General features: G+C 75.0%; 17 protein-coding genes. 1 reads left to right on the top strand and 16 read right to left on the bottom strand.

The window, feature by feature from the left end; translation table 11 throughout:
* Positions 1-239 precede the first annotated feature (239 nt).
* Entirely contained in the window at positions 240-728 is a 489-nt protein-coding gene (bldD, locus tag D7I43_RS12610; RefSeq protein WP_013285505.1) for a transcriptional regulator BldD, read from the top strand.
* 220 nt (positions 729-948) lie between these two features.
* Here bldD and nusB read toward each other — a convergent pair whose 3' ends face one another.
* The 16 genes from nusB to D7I43_RS12690 all read right to left on the bottom strand — a co-directional run bounded on the left by nusB (position 949) and on the right by D7I43_RS12690 (position 17054).
* Positions 949-1359, bottom strand: a complete 411-nt coding sequence (gene nusB, locus D7I43_RS12615) for a transcription antitermination factor NusB (protein ID WP_192902146.1) — start codon at positions 1357-1359, stop codon at positions 949-951.
* A gap of 23 nt (positions 1360-1382) precedes the next feature.
* Complete coding sequence (gene efp, locus D7I43_RS12620; protein ID WP_120328665.1) at positions 1383-1940, bottom strand: elongation factor P; 558 nt, start codon at positions 1938-1940, stop codon at positions 1383-1385.
* Between the two features lie 182 nt (positions 1941-2122).
* Positions 2123-2554, bottom strand: coding sequence for a type II 3-dehydroquinate dehydratase (aroQ, locus tag D7I43_RS12625; RefSeq protein ID WP_120328666.1), 432 nt, complete (start codon positions 2552-2554; stop codon positions 2123-2125).
* Entirely contained in the window at positions 2551-3630 is a 1080-nt protein-coding gene (gene aroB / locus D7I43_RS12630) for a 3-dehydroquinate synthase (protein ID WP_120328667.1), read from the bottom strand. Before aroB ends, aroQ begins: the two co-directional genes overlap by 4 nt.
* A gap of 64 nt (positions 3631-3694) precedes the next feature.
* On the bottom strand, positions 3695-4216 hold the full coding sequence (locus D7I43_RS12635; protein WP_120328668.1) for a shikimate kinase: 522 nt from the start codon (positions 4214-4216) through the stop codon (positions 3695-3697).
* A complete protein-coding gene (aroC, locus tag D7I43_RS12640; protein ID WP_120328669.1) occupies positions 4213-5391 on the bottom strand; it encodes a chorismate synthase in 1179 nt (392 codons plus the stop codon). Before aroC ends, D7I43_RS12635 begins: the two co-directional genes overlap by 4 nt.
* A gap of 79 nt (positions 5392-5470) precedes the next feature.
* Entirely contained in the window at positions 5471-6127 is a 657-nt protein-coding gene (locus tag D7I43_RS12645; protein WP_120328670.1) for a class I SAM-dependent methyltransferase, read from the bottom strand.
* A 26-nt stretch (positions 6128-6153) separates the two neighbouring features.
* Positions 6154-7074, bottom strand: a complete 921-nt coding sequence (locus D7I43_RS12650) for a glycosyltransferase family 2 protein (protein WP_120328671.1) — start codon at positions 7072-7074, stop codon at positions 6154-6156.
* Complete coding sequence (locus D7I43_RS12655; RefSeq protein ID WP_240032945.1) at positions 7071-7682, bottom strand: glycosyltransferase; 612 nt, start codon at positions 7680-7682, stop codon at positions 7071-7073. The genes D7I43_RS12650 and D7I43_RS12655 overlap by 4 nt, the downstream gene beginning before the upstream one ends.
* 83 nt (positions 7683-7765) lie before the next feature.
* Positions 7766-8245 (bottom strand): UDP-N-acetylglucosamine--LPS N-acetylglucosamine transferase, encoded by a 480-nt coding sequence (locus D7I43_RS12660; protein ID WP_120328673.1) that lies wholly within the window; start codon positions 8243-8245, stop codon positions 7766-7768.
* A 123-nt stretch (positions 8246-8368) separates the two neighbouring features.
* Positions 8369-9619, bottom strand: a complete 1251-nt coding sequence (locus D7I43_RS12665; RefSeq protein WP_120328674.1) for a hypothetical protein — start codon at positions 9617-9619, stop codon at positions 8369-8371.
* Entirely contained in the window at positions 9616-10518 is a 903-nt protein-coding gene (locus D7I43_RS12670; RefSeq protein ID WP_192902138.1) for a sulfotransferase domain-containing protein, read from the bottom strand. Before D7I43_RS12670 ends, D7I43_RS12665 begins: the two co-directional genes overlap by 4 nt.
* Before the next feature lie 6 nt (positions 10519-10524).
* A complete protein-coding gene (locus D7I43_RS12675; protein WP_120328676.1) occupies positions 10525-12087 on the bottom strand; it encodes a lipopolysaccharide biosynthesis protein in 1563 nt (520 codons plus the stop codon).
* Positions 12084-13430, bottom strand: coding sequence for an O-antigen ligase family protein (locus D7I43_RS12680; protein WP_120328677.1), 1347 nt, complete (start codon positions 13428-13430; stop codon positions 12084-12086). The genes D7I43_RS12675 and D7I43_RS12680 overlap by 4 nt, the downstream gene beginning before the upstream one ends.
* Before the next feature lie 2 nt (positions 13431-13432).
* Complete coding sequence (locus tag D7I43_RS12685; protein ID WP_120328678.1) at positions 13433-15034, bottom strand: GumC domain-containing protein; 1602 nt, start codon at positions 15032-15034, stop codon at positions 13433-13435.
* Between the two features lie 76 nt (positions 15035-15110).
* Positions 15111-17054: a hypothetical protein gene (locus D7I43_RS12690; RefSeq protein WP_120328890.1), complete on the bottom strand. Its 1944-nt coding sequence runs from the start codon at positions 17052-17054 to the stop codon at positions 15111-15113.
* Between the last annotated feature and the right edge of the window lie 192 nt (positions 17055-17246).

Here is a 17246-nt window from a genome sequence, read left to right on the forward strand (position 1 = left end):
CCGCCCTCATCTGCCTTGCCCGACGCCGCTGCGACGTCCTATTCGCCATGCTCCGCCACAAGACCCCCTACCAACCACGCCCGACGGCCCCCGTCGCTGCTTGACGAAACCCATAGGGACACCCCCCCGTGCTCCCCAACGGTAAGGTCACGACCACTTGACCCGGTGTCGCAATCCCCGTACCGTCACGCTCCGTAGCGAATCGCTGGGAGAACCCCCGCAGCACTGGGAGTGTCCGAATGCCCTCTGAATACGCCAAGTCCCTGGGCGCCCGCCTGCGCTCGATCCGCCAGCAGCAGGGGCTGTCCCTGCAGGGGGTGGAGGAGAAGTCGAACGGGCGGTGGAAGGCCGTGGTGGTCGGCTCGTACGAGCGCGGCGACCGCGCCGTCACGGTGTCCCGCCTGGCCGAACTGGCCGACTTCTACCGCGTTCCCGTCTCGGAGCTGCTGCCCGACGGCAGTGGGGTGCGTCACGAGCCCACCAGCAAGATCGTCCTGGACCTGGAGCGGCTCTACGACGAGGCCTCCGAGGACCTGGCCTACGTCGCCCGGTACGCCCGCGCCATCCAGCAGCAGCGGGGCGACTACAACGGCCGGGTGCTGTCGATCCGCGCCGACGACCTGCGCGCCCTCGCGATCGTGTACGACGCCTCGCCGTCGGGTCTGATCGAGCGGCTCACCGAGCACGGCGTGCTCGTCGCCGACCCGCGGGCGTTCTTCGCCTCCTGAGGCCGAGTAGCCCGAGGAACCCGACCGAAGGGCCCGTGCCGTATGGCACGGGCCCTTCGTCGTAGGCGCCACCCGTCGCCAGCCCCGCCGGACCGCACCGTCGGCGCGCCCGGATCGCGCCAACAACATGGATGTGGTGGCCTCCCGGCACCCGGGAGGCCACCACATCATGGATCGAGTGTGATCTTCCGCGCCCGGCACGGCGCGGCGCGGGAACCCGTCAGCGGGTGGCGTACTCGGCGATCCGACCCAGCACCCCGTTGAGGAAGCGCGGCGAGTCGTCGGTCGACATCTGCCGGGCCAGCTCCACGGCCTCGCTGATCGCCACGGCGTCGTCGATCTCGTCGACGTAGAGCAACTCGTAGACGGCGATCCGGGCGAGGTTGCGGTCGACCGTGGGCATCCGGTCGAGCGTCCAGCCCTCGGCGTAGCTGGCGATCAGCTCGTCGATCCGGTCGAGGTGCGCGGCCACCCCCTCGACCAGCCCCACCGCGTAGCCCAGGTGCTCCGGGTGGGGCCGCTCGATCCGCTCCAGGTAGCCGGCCAGCACCTCGACGGGCGGACGGTCACGCAGGTCGGCCTCGAACAGCACGTCGAGCGCCCGCTTGCGCGCCTTGCGGCGCGCCGGCATCTGCTGCTTGGGACCCTCGGCCATCAGGCGCGGCCGAGGTAACGGCCGTCCCGGGTGTCGACCTTGATCTTCTCGCCGGTGGTGATGAACAGCGGCACCTGGACCGTCGCCCCGGTCTCGACGGTGGCCGGCTTGTTGCCCCCGGTGGAGCGGTCGCCCTGCAGGCCGGGCTCGGTGTACGTGACCTCGAGCACCACGCTGGTCGGCAGCTCGACGTAGAGCGGCACGCTCTCGTGCGTGGCGACGATCACCTCGGCCTCGGGAAGCAGGTAGTTGGCCGCCTCGCCGACCGTGCCGCCGGGGACGGTGATCTGGTCGTACGTCTCCAGGTCCATGAAGACGTAGTCCTCGCCGTCGGCGTAGAGGTACTGCATCGTGCGCTTGTCGACGGTCGCGGTGTCGACCTTGGTGCCCGCGTTGAAGGTCTTGTCGACCACCTTGCCGGAGAGCACGTTCTTCAGCGTGGTACGCACGAACGCACCACCCTTGCCGGGCTTGACGTGCTGGAACTCGACGACGGACCAGAGCTCCCCGTCGAGGTTGAGTACCAGGCCGTTCTTCAGGTCGTTGGTGGTGGCCATTTCCTGCCTTGATCATGAATTGGCGGACAGACCTGGAAAGTCTACAAGCTGCGCCCTCCCCCGCCGTGCGCCGACCGCCACCGCCCGCCGCCGACCGCCACCGCCGCGACCGCCACTCGCCCATCGCCGTCCCGCGTCGCCGACCGGGGCCCAGCCCGTCGGCCCGTACGCGCCGACCGCGCTCAGCCGGCGCGCGCGGCGAGGTGGTGCAGCGCGAGGCGGTAGCCGTCGACGCCGAGCCCGGCGATCACCCCGGTCGCCACCGCCGAGACCACCGAGTGGTGCCGGAACTCCTCCCGGGCGTGGATGTTGGAGATGTGCACCTCGACCAGCGGGCCGCGCAGCATCGCGCAGGCGTCCCGCACCGCGTACGAGTAGTGCGACCAGGCGGCCGGGTTGAGCACGACGGCGGCGCCCTCGTCGGCGGCGGCGTGCAGCCAGCCCAGCAGCTCGTGCTCGGCGTCGGTCTGCCGCACGGTGACGTCGAGCCCCAGCTCCCGCCCGGTCGACTCGCAGAGCGCCACCAGGTCCGCGTAGGTGGTCGCGCCGTACACGTCCGGTTCGCGGGTGCCCAGCCGGCCCAGGTTCGGCCCGTTCAGCACGTACACCTTCACGCCTGCGCCACCTCCCGGTAGGCCGCGTGCAGCAGCTCCTCGTCGGGGCCCTCCAGGATCGCGGGGCGGGCCAACCCGTCGAGCACCACGAACCGCAGCCGGCTGCCCCGGGCCTTCTTGTCGACCCGCATGGCGTCGAGCAGCCGCGGCCACGCGTCGGCGCGGTAGCCGGTGGGCAGCCCGAGCGCCGCGAGCACGCTGCGGTGCCGGCGGGCCGTCGGCTCGTCCAGCCGGCCGGCGAGTCGCCCCAGCGTGCCGGCGAACACCAGGCCGACCGCCACGGCGTGCCCGTGCCGCCAGCGGTACTCCTCCACCCTCTCGATGGCGTGCGCGAGCGTGTGCCCGTAGTTGAGGACCTCGCGCACCCCGGACTCGCGCAGGTCGCCGGAGACCACGTCGGCCTTCACCCGGATCGCCCGTTCGATCAGCTCGCGCGCCACGGGCCCGGTCGGGTCGGTGGCCGCCACCGGGTCCGCCTCGACGAGGTCCAGGATCGCCGGGTCGGCGATGAAGCCGCACTTGACGACCTCGGCCATCCCGGCGGCCAGCTCGGCCGCCGGCAGGCTGTCGAGCGTGGCGAGGTCGGCGAGCACCCCCACGGGCGGGTGGAAGGCACCCACGAGGTTCTTGCCGGCGGCGGTGTTGATGCCGGTCTTGCCGCCCACCGCGGCGTCGACCATGCCGAGCAGCGAGGTGGCCACCGGCACCCAGCGCACCCCGCGCAGCCAGCACGCGGCCACGAACCCGGCCAGGTCGGTGACCGCGCCGCCGCCCACGCCGACCACCGCGTCGGAGCGGGTGAAGCCGGCCGCGCCGAGGCGGTCCCAGCAGGCGGCCGCCACGTCGATGTGCTTGCCCGCCTCCGCGTCCGGCACCTCCACCGGCAGCGGGGTCGTGCCGGCGGCCCGCAGCCGTTCGCCGAGCGCGTCCGCCAGCTCCTTCAGCGGCGGAGCGTGCAGCAGCGCCACCCGGGTGGCGCCGGGCAGCAGGCCGGGCAGCGTGTCGAGCAGGTCGCGTCCCACCAGCACGTCGTACGGCCGCTCGCCGCCGACCGGGATCCGGGTCACCTCGTCCATCGCCGGCAGCCTAGTCCAGCGGGGCCGGTGCGGGCGGCGTCGTCCACCTGGTGGGTACCGGCGGTCAGCCCTTCAGCAGGGCGGCGATCTCGGCGGCGATCTCCTCCGGCGTGCGCCCGTCGGTCGCCACGGTCGCGGTGGCCACCTCCGCGTAGAGGGGCCGGCGCTGGTCCATGAGCTGCTTGAGCGTGGCCCGCGGATTGATCGCCAGCAGCGGCCGGCCCGCTCCCAGGCCGACCCGCTTCACCGCGTCCGACAGCTCGACGGACAGGTGCACCACGGTGTGCCCGACCAGGGCCGCGCGGGTCTCCTCGGCGAGCACGGCGCCGCCGCCGAGGGCGAGCACCCCCGGGCAGCCGGCGAGCGCGGCGGCCACGGCGGCCCGTTCGAGCGTACGGAAGTGCGCCTCGCCCTCGTCGATGAAGATCTCCGGGATCGGCTTGCCGGCCATCTGCTCGATGTCGGCGTCCGTGTCCCGGAACTCCACGCCGAGCGCCTCGGCGAGCGCCCGGCCGACCGTCGTCTTGCCCGAGCCGGGGGCTCCGACCAGCACGCACACCGGCCTGCTGCGGTCCGGGGCGCTCACCGGATCACCAGCGCGTCCAGGTAGCCGGCGAGGTTGCGGCGGATCTCGGCGACGGAGTCGCCGCCGAACTTCTCCATGGTCGCCTCCGCCAGCACGAGGGCGACCATCGCCTCGGCCACCACGGCGGCGGCGGGGACCGCGCAGACGTCCGAGCGCTGGTTGATGGCGGTGGCCGGCTCGCCGGTGGTGACGTCGACGGTGGCCAGGGCGCGGTTCAGCGACGAGATCGGTTTCATGGCGGCCCGCACCCGCAGCGGCTCGCCCGTGGTGATGCCGCCCTCCAGCCCGCCGGCCCGGTCGGTGACCCGCCGGACGCCGGTGGCCGAGGGGATGATCTCGTCGTGCGCCGCGGAGCCCCGCGAGCGGGCCTGCTGCCAGCCGTCGCCGATCTCGACGCCCTTGATGGCCTGGATGGACATGAGCGCGGCGGCCAGCCGGGCGTCGAGCTTGCGGTCCCACTGCACGTGGCTGCCCAGGCCCGGCGGCACCCCGTACGCCAGCACCTCGACCACTCCCCCGAGGGTGTCGGCGGCCTTCTTCGCCGCGTCGACCTCGGCGACCATCCGCGCGCTGGCCTCCGGGTCGAGGCACCGCAGCGGGTCGGCGTCGATCCGCGCGGCGTCCTCCGGGCGGGGCCGCAGCCCCGGCTTGGCCGCGACGGATCCCAGCTCCACCACGTGCGAGACGATCTCGACGCCGAGGGTCTGCCGCACGAGCGCCTTGGCCACCGTGCCGACGGCGACGCGGGCGGCGGTCTCCCGGGCGCTGGCGCGCTCCAGGATCGGCCGGGCGTCGGTGTGGCCGTACTTCTGCATGCCGGCGAGGTCGGCGTGGCCGGGCCGGGGACGGGTCAGCGGCGCGTTGCGGGCCTGCCCGGCCAGCTCCGCCGGGTCGACCGGGTCGGCGGCCATCACGGTGCGCCACTTGGGCCACTCGGAGTTGCCCACCCGGATGGCGACAGGACTGCCGATGGTGACCCCGTGCCGCAGGCCGCCGATGATCTCGATCTCGTCCTGCTCGAACGACATCCGCGCGCCACGGCCGTAGCCCAGCCGGCGGCGGGCCAGCTCGGCGGAGATGTCGCCGGTGGTCACCTCGACTCCGGCGGGAACCCCCTCGAGCATCGCGACGAGGGCGGGTCCGTGCGATTCCCCTGCGGTCAACCAGCGCAACACAGCGGCAAGTCTGTCACGCCCGGTGGCCGTGCCGGTGCGGTGCCCGCCCCGTCCCGCCCTGCGGACGTGCGGCGGCCGGTCAGGGCCGGCGGACCGCGATCAACGACTTGGTCAGGCCGAGCAGGCGCTCGCCGCGGATGGTGGCGTCCGGGAAGAGGTACCGCAGCTCGGCCCGGCCGATCAGTTCCGTGGTCAGCACCTGCCGCATGGCCGCCTCGTACGACTTGCCCGGCGTGTACGCCAGCGGCCACCTGCGCGCCACGAACACGCGCGCGGGCACCGGCAGGAACTGCATGCCGGGCGCCACCCAGTGCGGCTCGACCGGGAAGTACCGGTACGGCGTCTGCACCCAGTACGCGGGCGCCAACGCCCGGACCGCGTCGGCCATCCGCCGGCGGCGCTCGTGGCCGCCCACGTGCTCCAGCACGCTGTTGCTGAACACGAGGTCGTAGCGGCGGCGGAGGATCCCGGCGGGCAGCTCGCAGGCGTCCGCGTGGTCCGCCTCCGCCCAGGGTGGCAGCTCGGCGGGCAGGGGCTCCAGGTTGACGACGTGCACGTGCGCCGGGCGCACCGGCGCCCGCGACCAGCTCTCCACCCGGCCGCCGAGGTCGAGCACGGTCATGTCGGCGAGCGCGGGGAACGTGTCGGCCAGCCAGGCGGCGCGGCGCGCCCGCCGCCGCGCGCCCAGCGACGTCGGCGAGTCCACGAGGCGGAACCGGAGCGCGTGCAGGGTCATCTCACATCCTCATCGATCGGTCGGGCTCAGATCCCCCGGCCCCGCCGGTGCAGGGTGCGCAGCACGGCGTCGGCCCGCACCACCCGCCCGGCGACCGCCAGCGCCAGGTAGGCGCGGGGCTCCCGGGGGTTGCGCCGCAGCGTGCGACGGGCCCACCGCAGCGCCCCGCGCCGGTCCCCGCAGGCGGCCCGGGCGAACGCGATCTGCCCGGCCACCCGCGCCTCCCCCGCCGGCTGCCCGGCGAACTCGGGGTAGCGGCTCAGCAACCACTGCAACGCCGCCGAGATGGTGTCCCACCGCTGCGCGAAGTAGGACCGCTTGTGCCAGCGCACCAGCACGTACGGCGTGGGCAGGTTGACCAGCGGCGCGCTGCGCGCGGCCCGGAGCAGGAACTCGTAGTCCTCGGCGTAGCTGCCCGGGATCTCCTCGTCGACCAGCCCGAACCCGTCGCGCACCGCCGCCGCGCGGATGAGGAACGTCGACGGGTGCAGTTCGGTCATCCGGTCGCGCAGCAGGTCGGCCAGCGTGACCCGGGTCGCGCCGAGGACCCGGTCGACGGTGCGCCCGTCGTAGCTGACCCGGATGCCGCAGCTCGCGAACTCGGCGTCCGGCGCGGCGGCGAGCGCCGCGACCTGCGCGGCGAGCTTGCCGGGCAGCCACTCGTCGTCGTCGTCGCAGAACGCGATCAGGTCGCCCTCGGCGGCCAGGGTGCCCGAGTTGCGCGCCCCGGCGAGCCCCGGGGTCCGCTCGTTGCGGATCACCCGGACCCGCCGGTCGGGACGCGACAGCTCGGCGAGGGAGTGGTCCGGTTCCGACTGGTCGTGGACGACCACCACCTCGACGGCGCCGGGGTGGTCCTGGTCGAGGATGGCCCGTACGGCGGCGCGGAGCAGCTCCGGCCGGTCCCGGGTGGGCACCACGACGCTCACCGTGGGCGCCGCGCTCACCGGTGACCCCCCGCGTCACGCACCGGCCGGCCCCAGATCCGCCACCAGGCCCGCCGCCGGGCCGCCGTGGCGACGAGATCGTCGACGATCTGCCCGACCCGGGCCACCGCCGCCCGTTGCGCGTCGTGACCCCGCGCGTCCGCGGCCACGGCGAAGCGGGCGGGGTCGGCGAGCCCGGTGGCGAGCGATCGGCGCAGCTCCTCCCGGGACTCGCACAGGGCCACCATGCCGGCCGCGCCGAGCCGGCGGGCGAAGAGCTGCTGGTGGTCGTCGACGTGCTCGCCCCGGGACGGGTCGCGCGGGACCACGATCGGGAGGTGGCCGTGCCGCCGCGCCTCCAGGATCGTCGCCGGGCCGCCGTGGCACACCACCAGGTCGGCGTCGGCCATCGCGGCCTGGAGCGCGTCGTGCCCGAGGAAGGGCACCGCGCCGGGCACCGCGGGAGCCCGGGTGTGTCCGTGTTGGACGGTGAGGCCCACCCGGTCGCCGGTCTCGACGTGCCACTCCTCCAACCAGCCGAGCAGGCGGTCGAAGGGGTGCCGGTCGGTGCCGACGGCGACCAGCAGCTGGAGCCGGGCGGCCTCGGCACGGTCGCGCTGCCGGGGCACCCGTCCCGGATCCGGCCGGCCGACCGGGTGGGGCCCGTGGGGCGCGGAGCGGGCCGGCGCCGTGCCGGCGCTCGCCTCCCCGTTCACAGCAGCGTCCCCACGACGGTCGCCTCCGGGTAGTGGCGCCGCTGCTCGTCCCACTGCACGAGCATGGCCGAGAGGAACGGCCGGCAGAGCCGGGCGGACAGCGTCGGGGTGTCGATGCGGTCGTACACCTCGATGTAGACGGTCGGGATGCGACGCAGCCGGGCGAGGACGACGAACGGCACGGCGACGCCGGCGCCCGTGGTGACCACGGCGGCGACCCGCCGGCGGCGCAGCACCCGGAAGGCGAGCACCGTGTTGCGCAGCAGGTTCGGCAGGTTGCGGGTCGTCGGGTGGTGGGCCGGGGTCACGTCCTCGCCGTCGAGCAGCGACAGGGCCTCCGGTGTGTCGAAGGTGACCCAGCACCGGTGCCACTTCTCGAACCAGGGCCGCAGTGCCAGCAGTTGGGCCAGGTGGCCGCCGCTGGATCCGACCAGCAGCAGGACGGGAGGCCCGCCGTCCTCGATGTTCGCGTCCACGCGACTCCCCACACGTCGTCACACCGGGCGTTTGCCGGGACGTACCCCCGTCGTCACGAGCAGCAATTCTTCCGTCACTCTTCGGCGCGGGTCAACGCCTCTCGGCGTGCCGATTCGCCGGGATCAGCCAATGTGTCGTTTCTCGATCACATCGAGCAGTACGGGATGCAGGGCGGGGTTCCAACCGGCCCCGGCGTCGGCCAGCCGCCAGGTGCGCAGCCACATCTCCACCAGGTACGCGTCGGCCACCGCCCGGCGCTGCGCCGATCCCAGCCCGATCCGGTCGCCGTACCGGTCGAGCTGGGCGTCGACCTGCGCCGCGGCGGCCGCGGCCGGCTCGCCACGCAGCACGAGGGCCCGCTGGAACGCGTCGTGCGCCAGGTCGAACCCGACCGGGACGTCCCGTCCACTGTGCTCCCAGTCCCAGGCCACCAGCCCGCCGTCGTGCCGGCCGAGGTTCCACGGCACCCAGTCGCCGTGCCAGTGGCCGAACTCGACCGCCGTGGGACCGTGCCGCCGCTCGAGGGCGGCCACCGCGGCGACGGCCCGCCCGCGCACGCCGGTGGCGTCCGCCCGGGCCGCCTCGGCGGCCAGCCGGGCGAGGAACGGCGAGCCGGCCAGCGGCCGGGGCGGTGCCGGCGGGCGGCCCCGCCGCGCCACCGCGAGCAGCGCCGCGATCCGGGGCGGGTCGCTCGTCGGCACCCCCCGGACCCGGGGCGGCAGCGGCTCCACCACGGCGATCCGCTGCCCCGCCCAGTCCACCTCGGCCAACAGCCGGGGCGTCGCCGGATGGTCAGGCACCCCGGCCAGCCCCGCGAGGGCGCGCAGCGCCGCGGCCTCGACGGTGACCAGCGGCCGGGTGGCGCAGTTCCAGCCGATCTTCGCGTACCCGCGGGGCCGGCCGTCGGCGGTGAAGAGCTGGAGGGTCGGCTTGTGGTTCGGGTCCGGTGGCCGCACCCCGCAGCCGGCGTGCAGCGGCCCGCCGCCCAGCGCCTCGGCGAGCCGCGCGGTGAGCAGCAGCTCCGCCGCCGGGACGCCGGCCGGCACCGAGACGGTGAGCGTGGGGAACACTCGGCCGGCGGCCCCGATCCGGGACAGCCCGCCGAGCGCGGCCCGCACCGCGCGGACGGTCGGCGGCCGGAGCGCGTTGTAGGCCAGCAGCGACGCCGCGGTGGCCCGGTGCGCGCCCAGCGGCAGCAGGAACCGGGCCCGGGAGACCGACGGGACGACCGCGTACCGGGCCGCCACCCGGTGACCGGCCGGCGCCGCGCCGCCGACGGTCACCGCGACCCGGTCGTCGCCGAAGAGCGCCCGGGTCACCCAGCCGAGCCCGTCGGTACGGGAGCGCGGGTCACGCGACGCGGCAGCCGTCACGACACCCGGTCCGGCCAGTCGAGGTCCACGCCGAGCCGCCCCCGCAGCGCCTCGTTGAACGGCCGGTAGTACGCGGTCAGCTCGGCCCGCAGGGTCGGCTCCAGCGGCGCGGACCGGCGGTCGTTGTAGACCCGGAAGTCGGGCAGGTCGAACGGGGGCAGCCCGAGGAACTCCAGCGTCCGGCGGTAGGCCGCCCGGGCGTCGCGGTAGAGGTCCTCGCTGGGCAGGAAGAGGAAGCGGCTGCGGTCGAACCGCTCCAGCCACGGCTCCAGGTGCTCCAGGTAGCGGCCCCGGGCCCGGTAGCTGTACCAGTCGTACCGCTGGCTGTGGTACTCCGGCTCGGCGATCAGCCGGTCCCGCTCCCCCGCCGTCCGCGCCTCCTCGGCGGCCAGCGCCGCGGCGAAGTCCAGCGGCTCGACGCCGTGCGTACGCCGCTCCTTCCAGTGCGAGTACGCCCGTTCCACGGGGTCGCGCAGCAGCACGACGAGCCGCACCGACGGCATGAGCGCGGCGACCCGCTGCGCCGCCAGCGGGTGGAACATGTACAGCGGGGCGGCCTCGCCGACGCGCACCGGCCCGCCGAACCGGCTCTCCAACGCCGCCCGCTGCCGGACCGTCGGGAAGTGCGACCGGTACCACGCCTCGCCCCGCCGCCAGTTCTCCTCGAAGTAGTGCGTGGCCTTGGTGTTCCACGCCGGGAAGAGGCGGGGCACGAGCGGGTGCTGGATGAGGTAGTTCCACAGCGAGGTGGTGCCGCCCCGCTTGGTGCCGATGATGAGGAAGTCCGGCAGCGGCCGCCGGTCGCTGGTGCGCACCCCGTAGTCCACGAGCGACTCCCGCACCCGGCTGGTCACCTGGGTCGGCACGAACTGCTTCACGCGGTCCCGCATGGACGGCACCGGATCTCACCTGCCCTTCGTCGCGAGGGCCGGGGCGGCGTCCGCCGACGCCCCGTCCCGCCCGCGGATCTGACTCACGGTTGCCCGGACGCGCTGACGCACCCCGGGCAGCGCGGACGCGCCGAGGCAGCCGGCCGCCAGGACGGCGAGCGCCACCACGAGGCCGGGGATGCCCCGCCCTGCGGTGAGCAGCCCGGCCAGCGCGGCGACCCCGACGGCCGCGAGCGTCCCGGCGGCGGCGCGCCGCAGCGCCCCGTCGACCAACGGCTCGCCGACCACCGCCCGGGCGCAGGCGAAGGCGAGGAGGTTCTCCGTGGCGATGCCGGCCGCCCACGCCAGCGCCGCGCCGGTCACGCCGTGCCCGGGGATCAGCCACAGGCCCAGCGCGACGGTGACCAGCAGGCCGGCCAGCGTGGCCGCCAGGTGCAGCCCGCTGCGCCCGCCCATCAGCAGCAGGCTCTGCACGTTGCCCACGCCGGTGTTGACGAGCATGGCCAGCGCGAGCACCGTCATCGCCGTGGCGCCCGCGGCGAACTCGGGGCCGAAGAGCTGCAGAAACGCCGGCCCGAACACGGCCAGCAGCAGGTAGACCGGCCAGGACAGCACGAGCGCCCAGGCGGTGAGGCGCCGGTGCACCGCCGCCGCGGCCCCGCGCTCGCCGCGGCCCAGCAGCCGGGACAGCTGCGGCGAGACCGCCACCCGCAGCCCGTGCAGGGCGAGCTGCCCGGCGAGGATGTAGCGACCGACCGCCCCGAACACGCCGGCGTCGGCCTGCCCGGCCAGCACCGACGTGAGCAGCACGCCCACCCACACGACGCTGGCGTCGATGGCCGCGGAACCGGCCCGGGGCAGCGCGAACCGCCAGAACGCCGACCAGTCGGCGCGCACGGTGCGTACCGGCGTGTCCCGGCCGAGACCGAGCGGCCCGGCCACCAGCGCCACGCAGACGAGGACGGCGCAGGCCGCCGGCAGCAGCCAGCCGACCACGCCCGCCAGCACGCTGCCGCCGGCCAGGGCCACCGCGCCGACCAGCGCCGGACGGGCGGCCGGCAGCAGGACGGACTGCACGGCGACGTACGCGCGCATCGGGCGGACGCAGCGCAGCACGGCGAACAGGAGCGTCATCGCCACCACGAGCGGCACCGCGGCGAAGCTCACCGCGAGCAGGGCCGGGCCGTCGGCGCCGGGGTCGTCCAGCAGGCGCGGCGCCAGCGAGTCGGCGACGACGATCCCGGCGGTCCCGACGGCGGCGGCCACGGCCAGCGGCGGGAAGAGGGCCACCGGCAGCACCCGGGCGAGGTCTCCCTCGCTGCCCCCACGGCGCCGGGGAAGCGCCCAGATCAGACCGGTCTCCGCGCCCAGGGTGCAGAGGGCGGCGGTCATGGTGACCACGCCGACGGCGGCGAAGAACGCGCCGGCGCCGGCGGTGCCGTAGCCGCGGGTGATGACCACCACCAGCAGGAAGCCGAAGAGGCCGTTGCAGGCCGCGCCGAGCAGACCGGCGACGCCGCTGCGGGTGCTGTGCCGCGCCTCCGCCGTGCCCTCGGCCGGCGGCCGGGTCACCGTCATGCCGGCACCGCCCCCAGACGTCCGGTGCGGGGCGGCGCGGGGGCGGTCTCCCGTTCGGTGAGCGCCACCGCGAAGGCGACCGCGAAGAAGGCGACGGCCAGGTTCGGACTGGCCATGCCGTAGAACGGGATCTGCACCAGGCAGATGACGGGCACCACGGCCAGCCACTGCCCGGCCGCCGAGCGGGCCCGGCGACAGCGGACGGCGGCCACGACGAACCACGCCACGAAGCAGAGCAGCGCGGGGATCCCGTGGCTGAACAGGACCATCCAGAGTTGCCCCTGGGTGCCGACCGGGGCCTGCGCGGAGACGGTGTCCGCGTTGACCGGCGCGCCGTAGCCGAGCCACGGCGAGTCCCCGATGCGGCGCAGCACCTCCGCGTAGAGGGAGGCCCGATCACTGTTGGTGTCCGTGGTCCGCACCCGGTCGCCGATCAGCTCGGCCACCGGGATGAACAGCGCGGCGAGGCCGCCGATGACGAGCACGCCGACGACGGACGCGCCGACCCGCACGTTCCCCCGCAGCGCCGCCCGGACGCCGAGCACCGCGAGCCCCACGCCGAGGCTCGCGAACATCACCCGGTTGAGGGTGAGGAACGCGGGCGCCAGCGACAGCGGCAGGGACGCCAGCAGCACCCAGCGCAGGGCGCCGCGCCCGCGCAGCATCGTGTACGCGACCACGCACGGCAGGGTGATGGCGTACGCGCTGCCGTAGTTGTTGGTGTACGGGAACGGCGCCGCCGGCCGGAAGATCGGGTCGAGGGACCGTTGGCTGTACTCCGTCGTCGCGACGTGGACCAGGTCCTGCACGTAGGAGTCGGCGACCACACCGGCGGGCAGGAACAGCTCCGTCGGCGTGGTGAGCGCGAGCCGCGGCGCCAGCAGTCCCAGCCAGCCCAGCGCGACCAGTCCGAGCCAGAACGCGCACAGCGGCACGAGCACCGCCGCGGGATCGGCGCGTTCGCGGGCGAGGGCGTACACGTAGACGCCGACGACGATCGCGGTGACGTAGAAGCCCAGCCGCAGACCGAACGCCGGCACCGATCCGGACGACGTGAGCCGGGTGGCGCTGACCACGACCAGCGCCAGGAACAGCAGCCAGAGCCCGGTGGCCGGTGGCAGCGGCACCCGGCCGCGGACCACGAGCAGCGCGAACAGCAGCGCGCCGAGGAGCGACCAGCCGAGGTAGAACGCGCCCGCCAGCCACCAGAGCGGCACGAGGCCGAACATCACCGCCAGCGGCCACAGCGGCAGCAGCGGCGGCCGGTGCGGGACCGGCTCGGGCGGCCGGGGCGGGCGCTCCCCGGCCGGGTCGCAGGTGGCCGGGGCGCGGGTGGCGGGCACCGTCAGCCCCAGCCGTTGTGGGTCAGCACGAAGCCCAGCGGTGTGACGCCGGCCGTGCGGAGCCGGTCCACGAGCCGCCGCAGATCGCTCTGCCGGGTCCGGTCCCGCTCCACCACGACCACGGCGGTGCCCTGGCGGGCGATGACGACGCCGCGCGGGTCGGATTCCGCCGGCGGTGCGTTGTAGAGCACCAGGCCGTGGTCGGCGCCCTGCCGCCAGCTGCCGAACCGGACGCTGCCGAGGCCGACCACCACGGCCTCGACGCTCACCACCCGGCCGTTGCGACCGTCGCGCGCGGTCCCGAGCCGGGACAGGGTGAGTGTCGGGTCCACCTCCACCGAGGGGGCGGCGCCGGGCGGGCGCGGGGACGGCCGCCGTGACGTCACGGGCTCGGCCGTCGGGCCGCCGAGCACCGTCGCGCCCGACGGGCGTGGCCTCGGCACGGCGGGTCGGCTCCGGTCGACGACGGTGGGCACCCGCACCTCGTCGGCGAGCACGGCCGCCCGCAGCCGCTCGACGCGGCCGCTGTCGTCGGCCACGAACACCTCCCGCCCCTCGACGGCGAGCGCCGTCGCGAGGCCCGCCGCGAGCAGGGTCGGGTCCTCCCGGGCGGCGAGCAGGGTCACCCGGGCGGGCTGCCGGACGCGCTCGGCGATCGCCATGGCCACGTAGCGCAGGTCGGCCTCGACGGCCCGGTGCCCGCCGCGGGACCACTGGTGCCGGACGGTGCCCAGCAGCGGCAACCCGCTCACCTCGCGGCCGTCCGCCACCGACCGGACCCGGCGGTCCACCGACTCCCACGCGTACGCGAGCACCACCCCGATCAGCGCCCCACCGAGGAGGCCGGCGAACAGGTAGAGGGGGCGCTTCCCGCCGGAGGAGACCAGGGCGCGCTCGGCCGTCCGCGTGACCCAGCCGGGGTTCACGTCGACCGCGGCGATCTCCGTACGCGCCGAGTTGAGCTGGGTGAGCTGGCTGTTGACCCCGGCGAGTTCGGCGACCGCGGCGTCGAGGGCACCGTCGCGGGCGCCGGCGATCCGCCGCTGCAACGCGCCCTGCTGCGCCGTGACCCTGCCGATGCTGTCGTCGTACGAGCGCAGCATCTCCGCCCGCTGCTTCTCGTACATGCCGCGGCGTACGTCCAGGTAGGTCTGTGCCGCCAGGTTGACGCTCCGGACGGCCTGGTCGGCGGAGCGGGCGCGGTAGGCGAACCGCAGGATTTGCCCGCCGGTCGGCACCTCGACCGTGAGCGCGTCCCGCACGTCGCGCTGGTCGCCGCCGTTCGCGTCGGCCAGCCTCCGCACCACCTCCGTCCCGGTGGCGATGCCGCTCTCCACGTTCATGTTCACCGCCCGGTCGGCGGCCGCGCCGCTGGGTGTGAACGCGTCGGTGACGACCGGCCGCACGGCCACCACCGCGTTGGCGGTGACCATGCGCGGCGCCACCAGCACGTAGCCGACCGCGGCGAGCAGGCCCACCCCGGCCGCCGCGGCGATCAGGCGGAGCCGGTGCAGCGGGACGCGGAGCAGGTCGGCCAGGGTGACCGTGCGCGCCGGGGGGCCGCCGGAGGCGTCGGCGGGCCGGCCGTCGGATGCGTCAGTCATGGAGGATCCACCGTCTGTCGTCGATGTCTGCGACCAGGAGCACACTACCGAGGGGTGGTCACGGACGGTGAGACCGTCACTGCACGGAGAAGAACATCCGGGGGGTGGACCAGGTCAGGGCGGCGGTCGCGGGCGCGAGCGTCGTGGCGGCCGCCCCGTTCACCGCCGGCGCGCCCGCCGGGTCGAACGGCACGCTGCGCAGCGCGCCGTCGGTGGCCCCGTAGACGATCCGGCCTCCGACCCAGGCCATGCCCCGCACGGACGACCACGTCATGCCCGTGGTGGGCAGGGTGAACTCGGTGGCGCCGAGGTAGTTGCCGTCGACCTCGAAGTAGCGGTAGTAGAGGGCGTTGGCGCCGGCGCGGGTGTAGTACAGGCGGCCGTCCAGGAAGAACGCGCCGGTCATCGCCGCCGGGTTGAACCAGTCGTTGTAGCCGGACGACTCCCACGGCACGCCGATGGCGCCACCGTTGAACATCGAGATGTCGAGGCGGCTGCCGGTGGGCGTGCCGGGGACGAGGTGCGACCAGTAGATGCGGTCGCTCACCCGCCAGGTCGCTCCGGCCCCGGTGTAGGTGGGCTGGCTGACCGTGGTCGGCGCGCCGAGCGCCGCCCCGTCGAACGGCACCTTCGCGAGCTGCCCCTCGGCCGTGCCGAGGTAGAGGTGGCCGGTGGTCGCGGTCGGCGGGTTCTTGGGCGTGATGGTCCGCCCGCCGGCGAGCGGGAACATGCCGAGCCGGCCGTGGTACTCGCGGCCCATGCCGTCGGAGTTGTGCCCGAAGTAGAGGCCGTCGCTGCCCCGCCAGAGCACCGGCACCTGCGAACCCCAGGTGCTGGTGCCGGGAGGCATGGTGTCGCTGCCGCGACGTCCGGGGTTCCAGTTGACCGGCAGGCCGGTGGCGGGGGTGACGGCCGCGATGCCGAGGCGGTCGATCGCGCCGGGCCCGGCCGCGTCGCTCGCGTTCGGGTTGTTCAGCCAGCGGAAGTGCCCACCGAGGTAGATGATGTTGTCGGCCACCTCCACCGAGGTGATGGTGTCGTTGCCGGTGAAGTTCACCCAGGTGCCCAGCTGCCCGGCGCCCCGGGCGCCGGTCTCGAACCGGACCAGGGCGTCGCAGTACGCAGCGGGCCAGCCCGCGCCGCCGTTGGTGCCCACCACGAACCAGCTGCCGTCCGGGCCGAACTCCACGTCCTGCACGTAGTGGACGAACGTGGCGGGCGAGGCGCAGGGCGCCACGAACTTCTCGGTGCTCCAGTCGAGCACGGTCGGGGTGCCGGTCACGTCGACGAGCGCCATCTGGTTGCGCGGCAGGCCGTCCACGGAGGTGAAGTTGCCGCCGACGGCCAGGGTGCGGCCGTCGGGCGTGAGGTCGATGGTCCAGGCGTACGACCCGGTGCCGTGCCGGCCGACGGTGGCGTCGACGGTGAACGTCGGGTCGACGGCGCCGGTGGTGGCGTCGAGCCGGCCGAGCCCGGAGTGCGCGGCGCCGTTGAGCCAGTTGAAGGCCCCCGCCACGTAGAGCCAGTTGCCGTACAGGGCCATGTCGCGGATCATCCCGCCGTCGGAGCGGCCGACCCAGCCGGCGACGGTGGCCCCGGTGCCCGGGTGCAGTGCCACCAGGTTCTTGCGGGACACGCCGTTGACGTTCTTGAAGGCGCCGCCGACGATGAGCGTCCCGCCCGGGCCGGCGACCAGCGAGTTGACCGCACCGTCCAGCGCCGGGAGGAAGGTCGTGGAGATGGCCCCGGTGCGCCGGTCGTACGCGAAGAGGTAGGGCCGGGCGATCCACGCGGAAGCGGCGGTCTGTCGGATCTGCGTGAAGCTGCCGCCGACGAAGACCGTGTCCCCGATCTGCGCGAAGGCGCGCGTCTCCCCGTCCCTCGCGTGCGGCGTGGTGTCGGCCGGGTCCGCCGACACGAGGGTCCCGGGCTGCGGGGCGGGGACCGCGGCCGCGGCGGACGTCGCCGGCACGGTCAGCACCGCGGCGACGGTGGCCAGTGCGACCACCCCCGCCCGGATGCGAAGTCGTCCGGCGGGCCGCCGGGCGGACGGGAGTTCGGGCACGCTGCGCCTCCAAGGTGGATCCAGACCTCGCGTAGCGTGCCCCGTCGACCACGGTCCGCGATATCCGCCGATTGGCCGATCGACGAACGGAAGTCGGATGTCCGACTCTTCCGACGATCACGGACAGGCGACCACGGACCGGCGACC

It is taken from the genome of Micromonospora globbae, assembly GCF_003610785.1.
GTDB lineage: Bacteria > Actinomycetota > Actinomycetes > Mycobacteriales > Micromonosporaceae > Micromonospora > Micromonospora globbae.

Coding starts and splice junctions, on each gene's coding strand:
- aroB (WP_120328667.1), bottom strand. CDS start 3,630: ATGGACGAGGTGACCCGGATCCCGGTCGGCGGCGAGCGGCCGTACGAC.
- D7I43_RS12685 (WP_120328678.1), bottom strand. CDS start 15,034: ATGACTGACGCATCCGACGGCCGGCCCGCCGACGCCTCCGGCGGCCCC.
- efp (WP_120328665.1), bottom strand. CDS start 1,940: ATGGCCACCACCAACGACCTGAAGAACGGCCTGGTACTCAACCTCGAC.
- D7I43_RS12675 (WP_120328676.1), bottom strand. CDS start 12,087: ATGACGGTGACCCGGCCGCCGGCCGAGGGCACGGCGGAGGCGCGGCAC.
- D7I43_RS12645 (WP_120328670.1), bottom strand. CDS start 6,127: ATGACCCTGCACGCGCTCCGGTTCCGCCTCGTGGACTCGCCGACGTCG.
- bldD (WP_013285505.1), top strand. CDS start 240: ATGCCCTCTGAATACGCCAAGTCCCTGGGCGCCCGCCTGCGCTCGATC.
- nusB (WP_192902146.1), bottom strand. CDS start 1,359: ATGCCGGCGCGCCGCAAGGCGCGCAAGCGGGCGCTCGACGTGCTGTTC.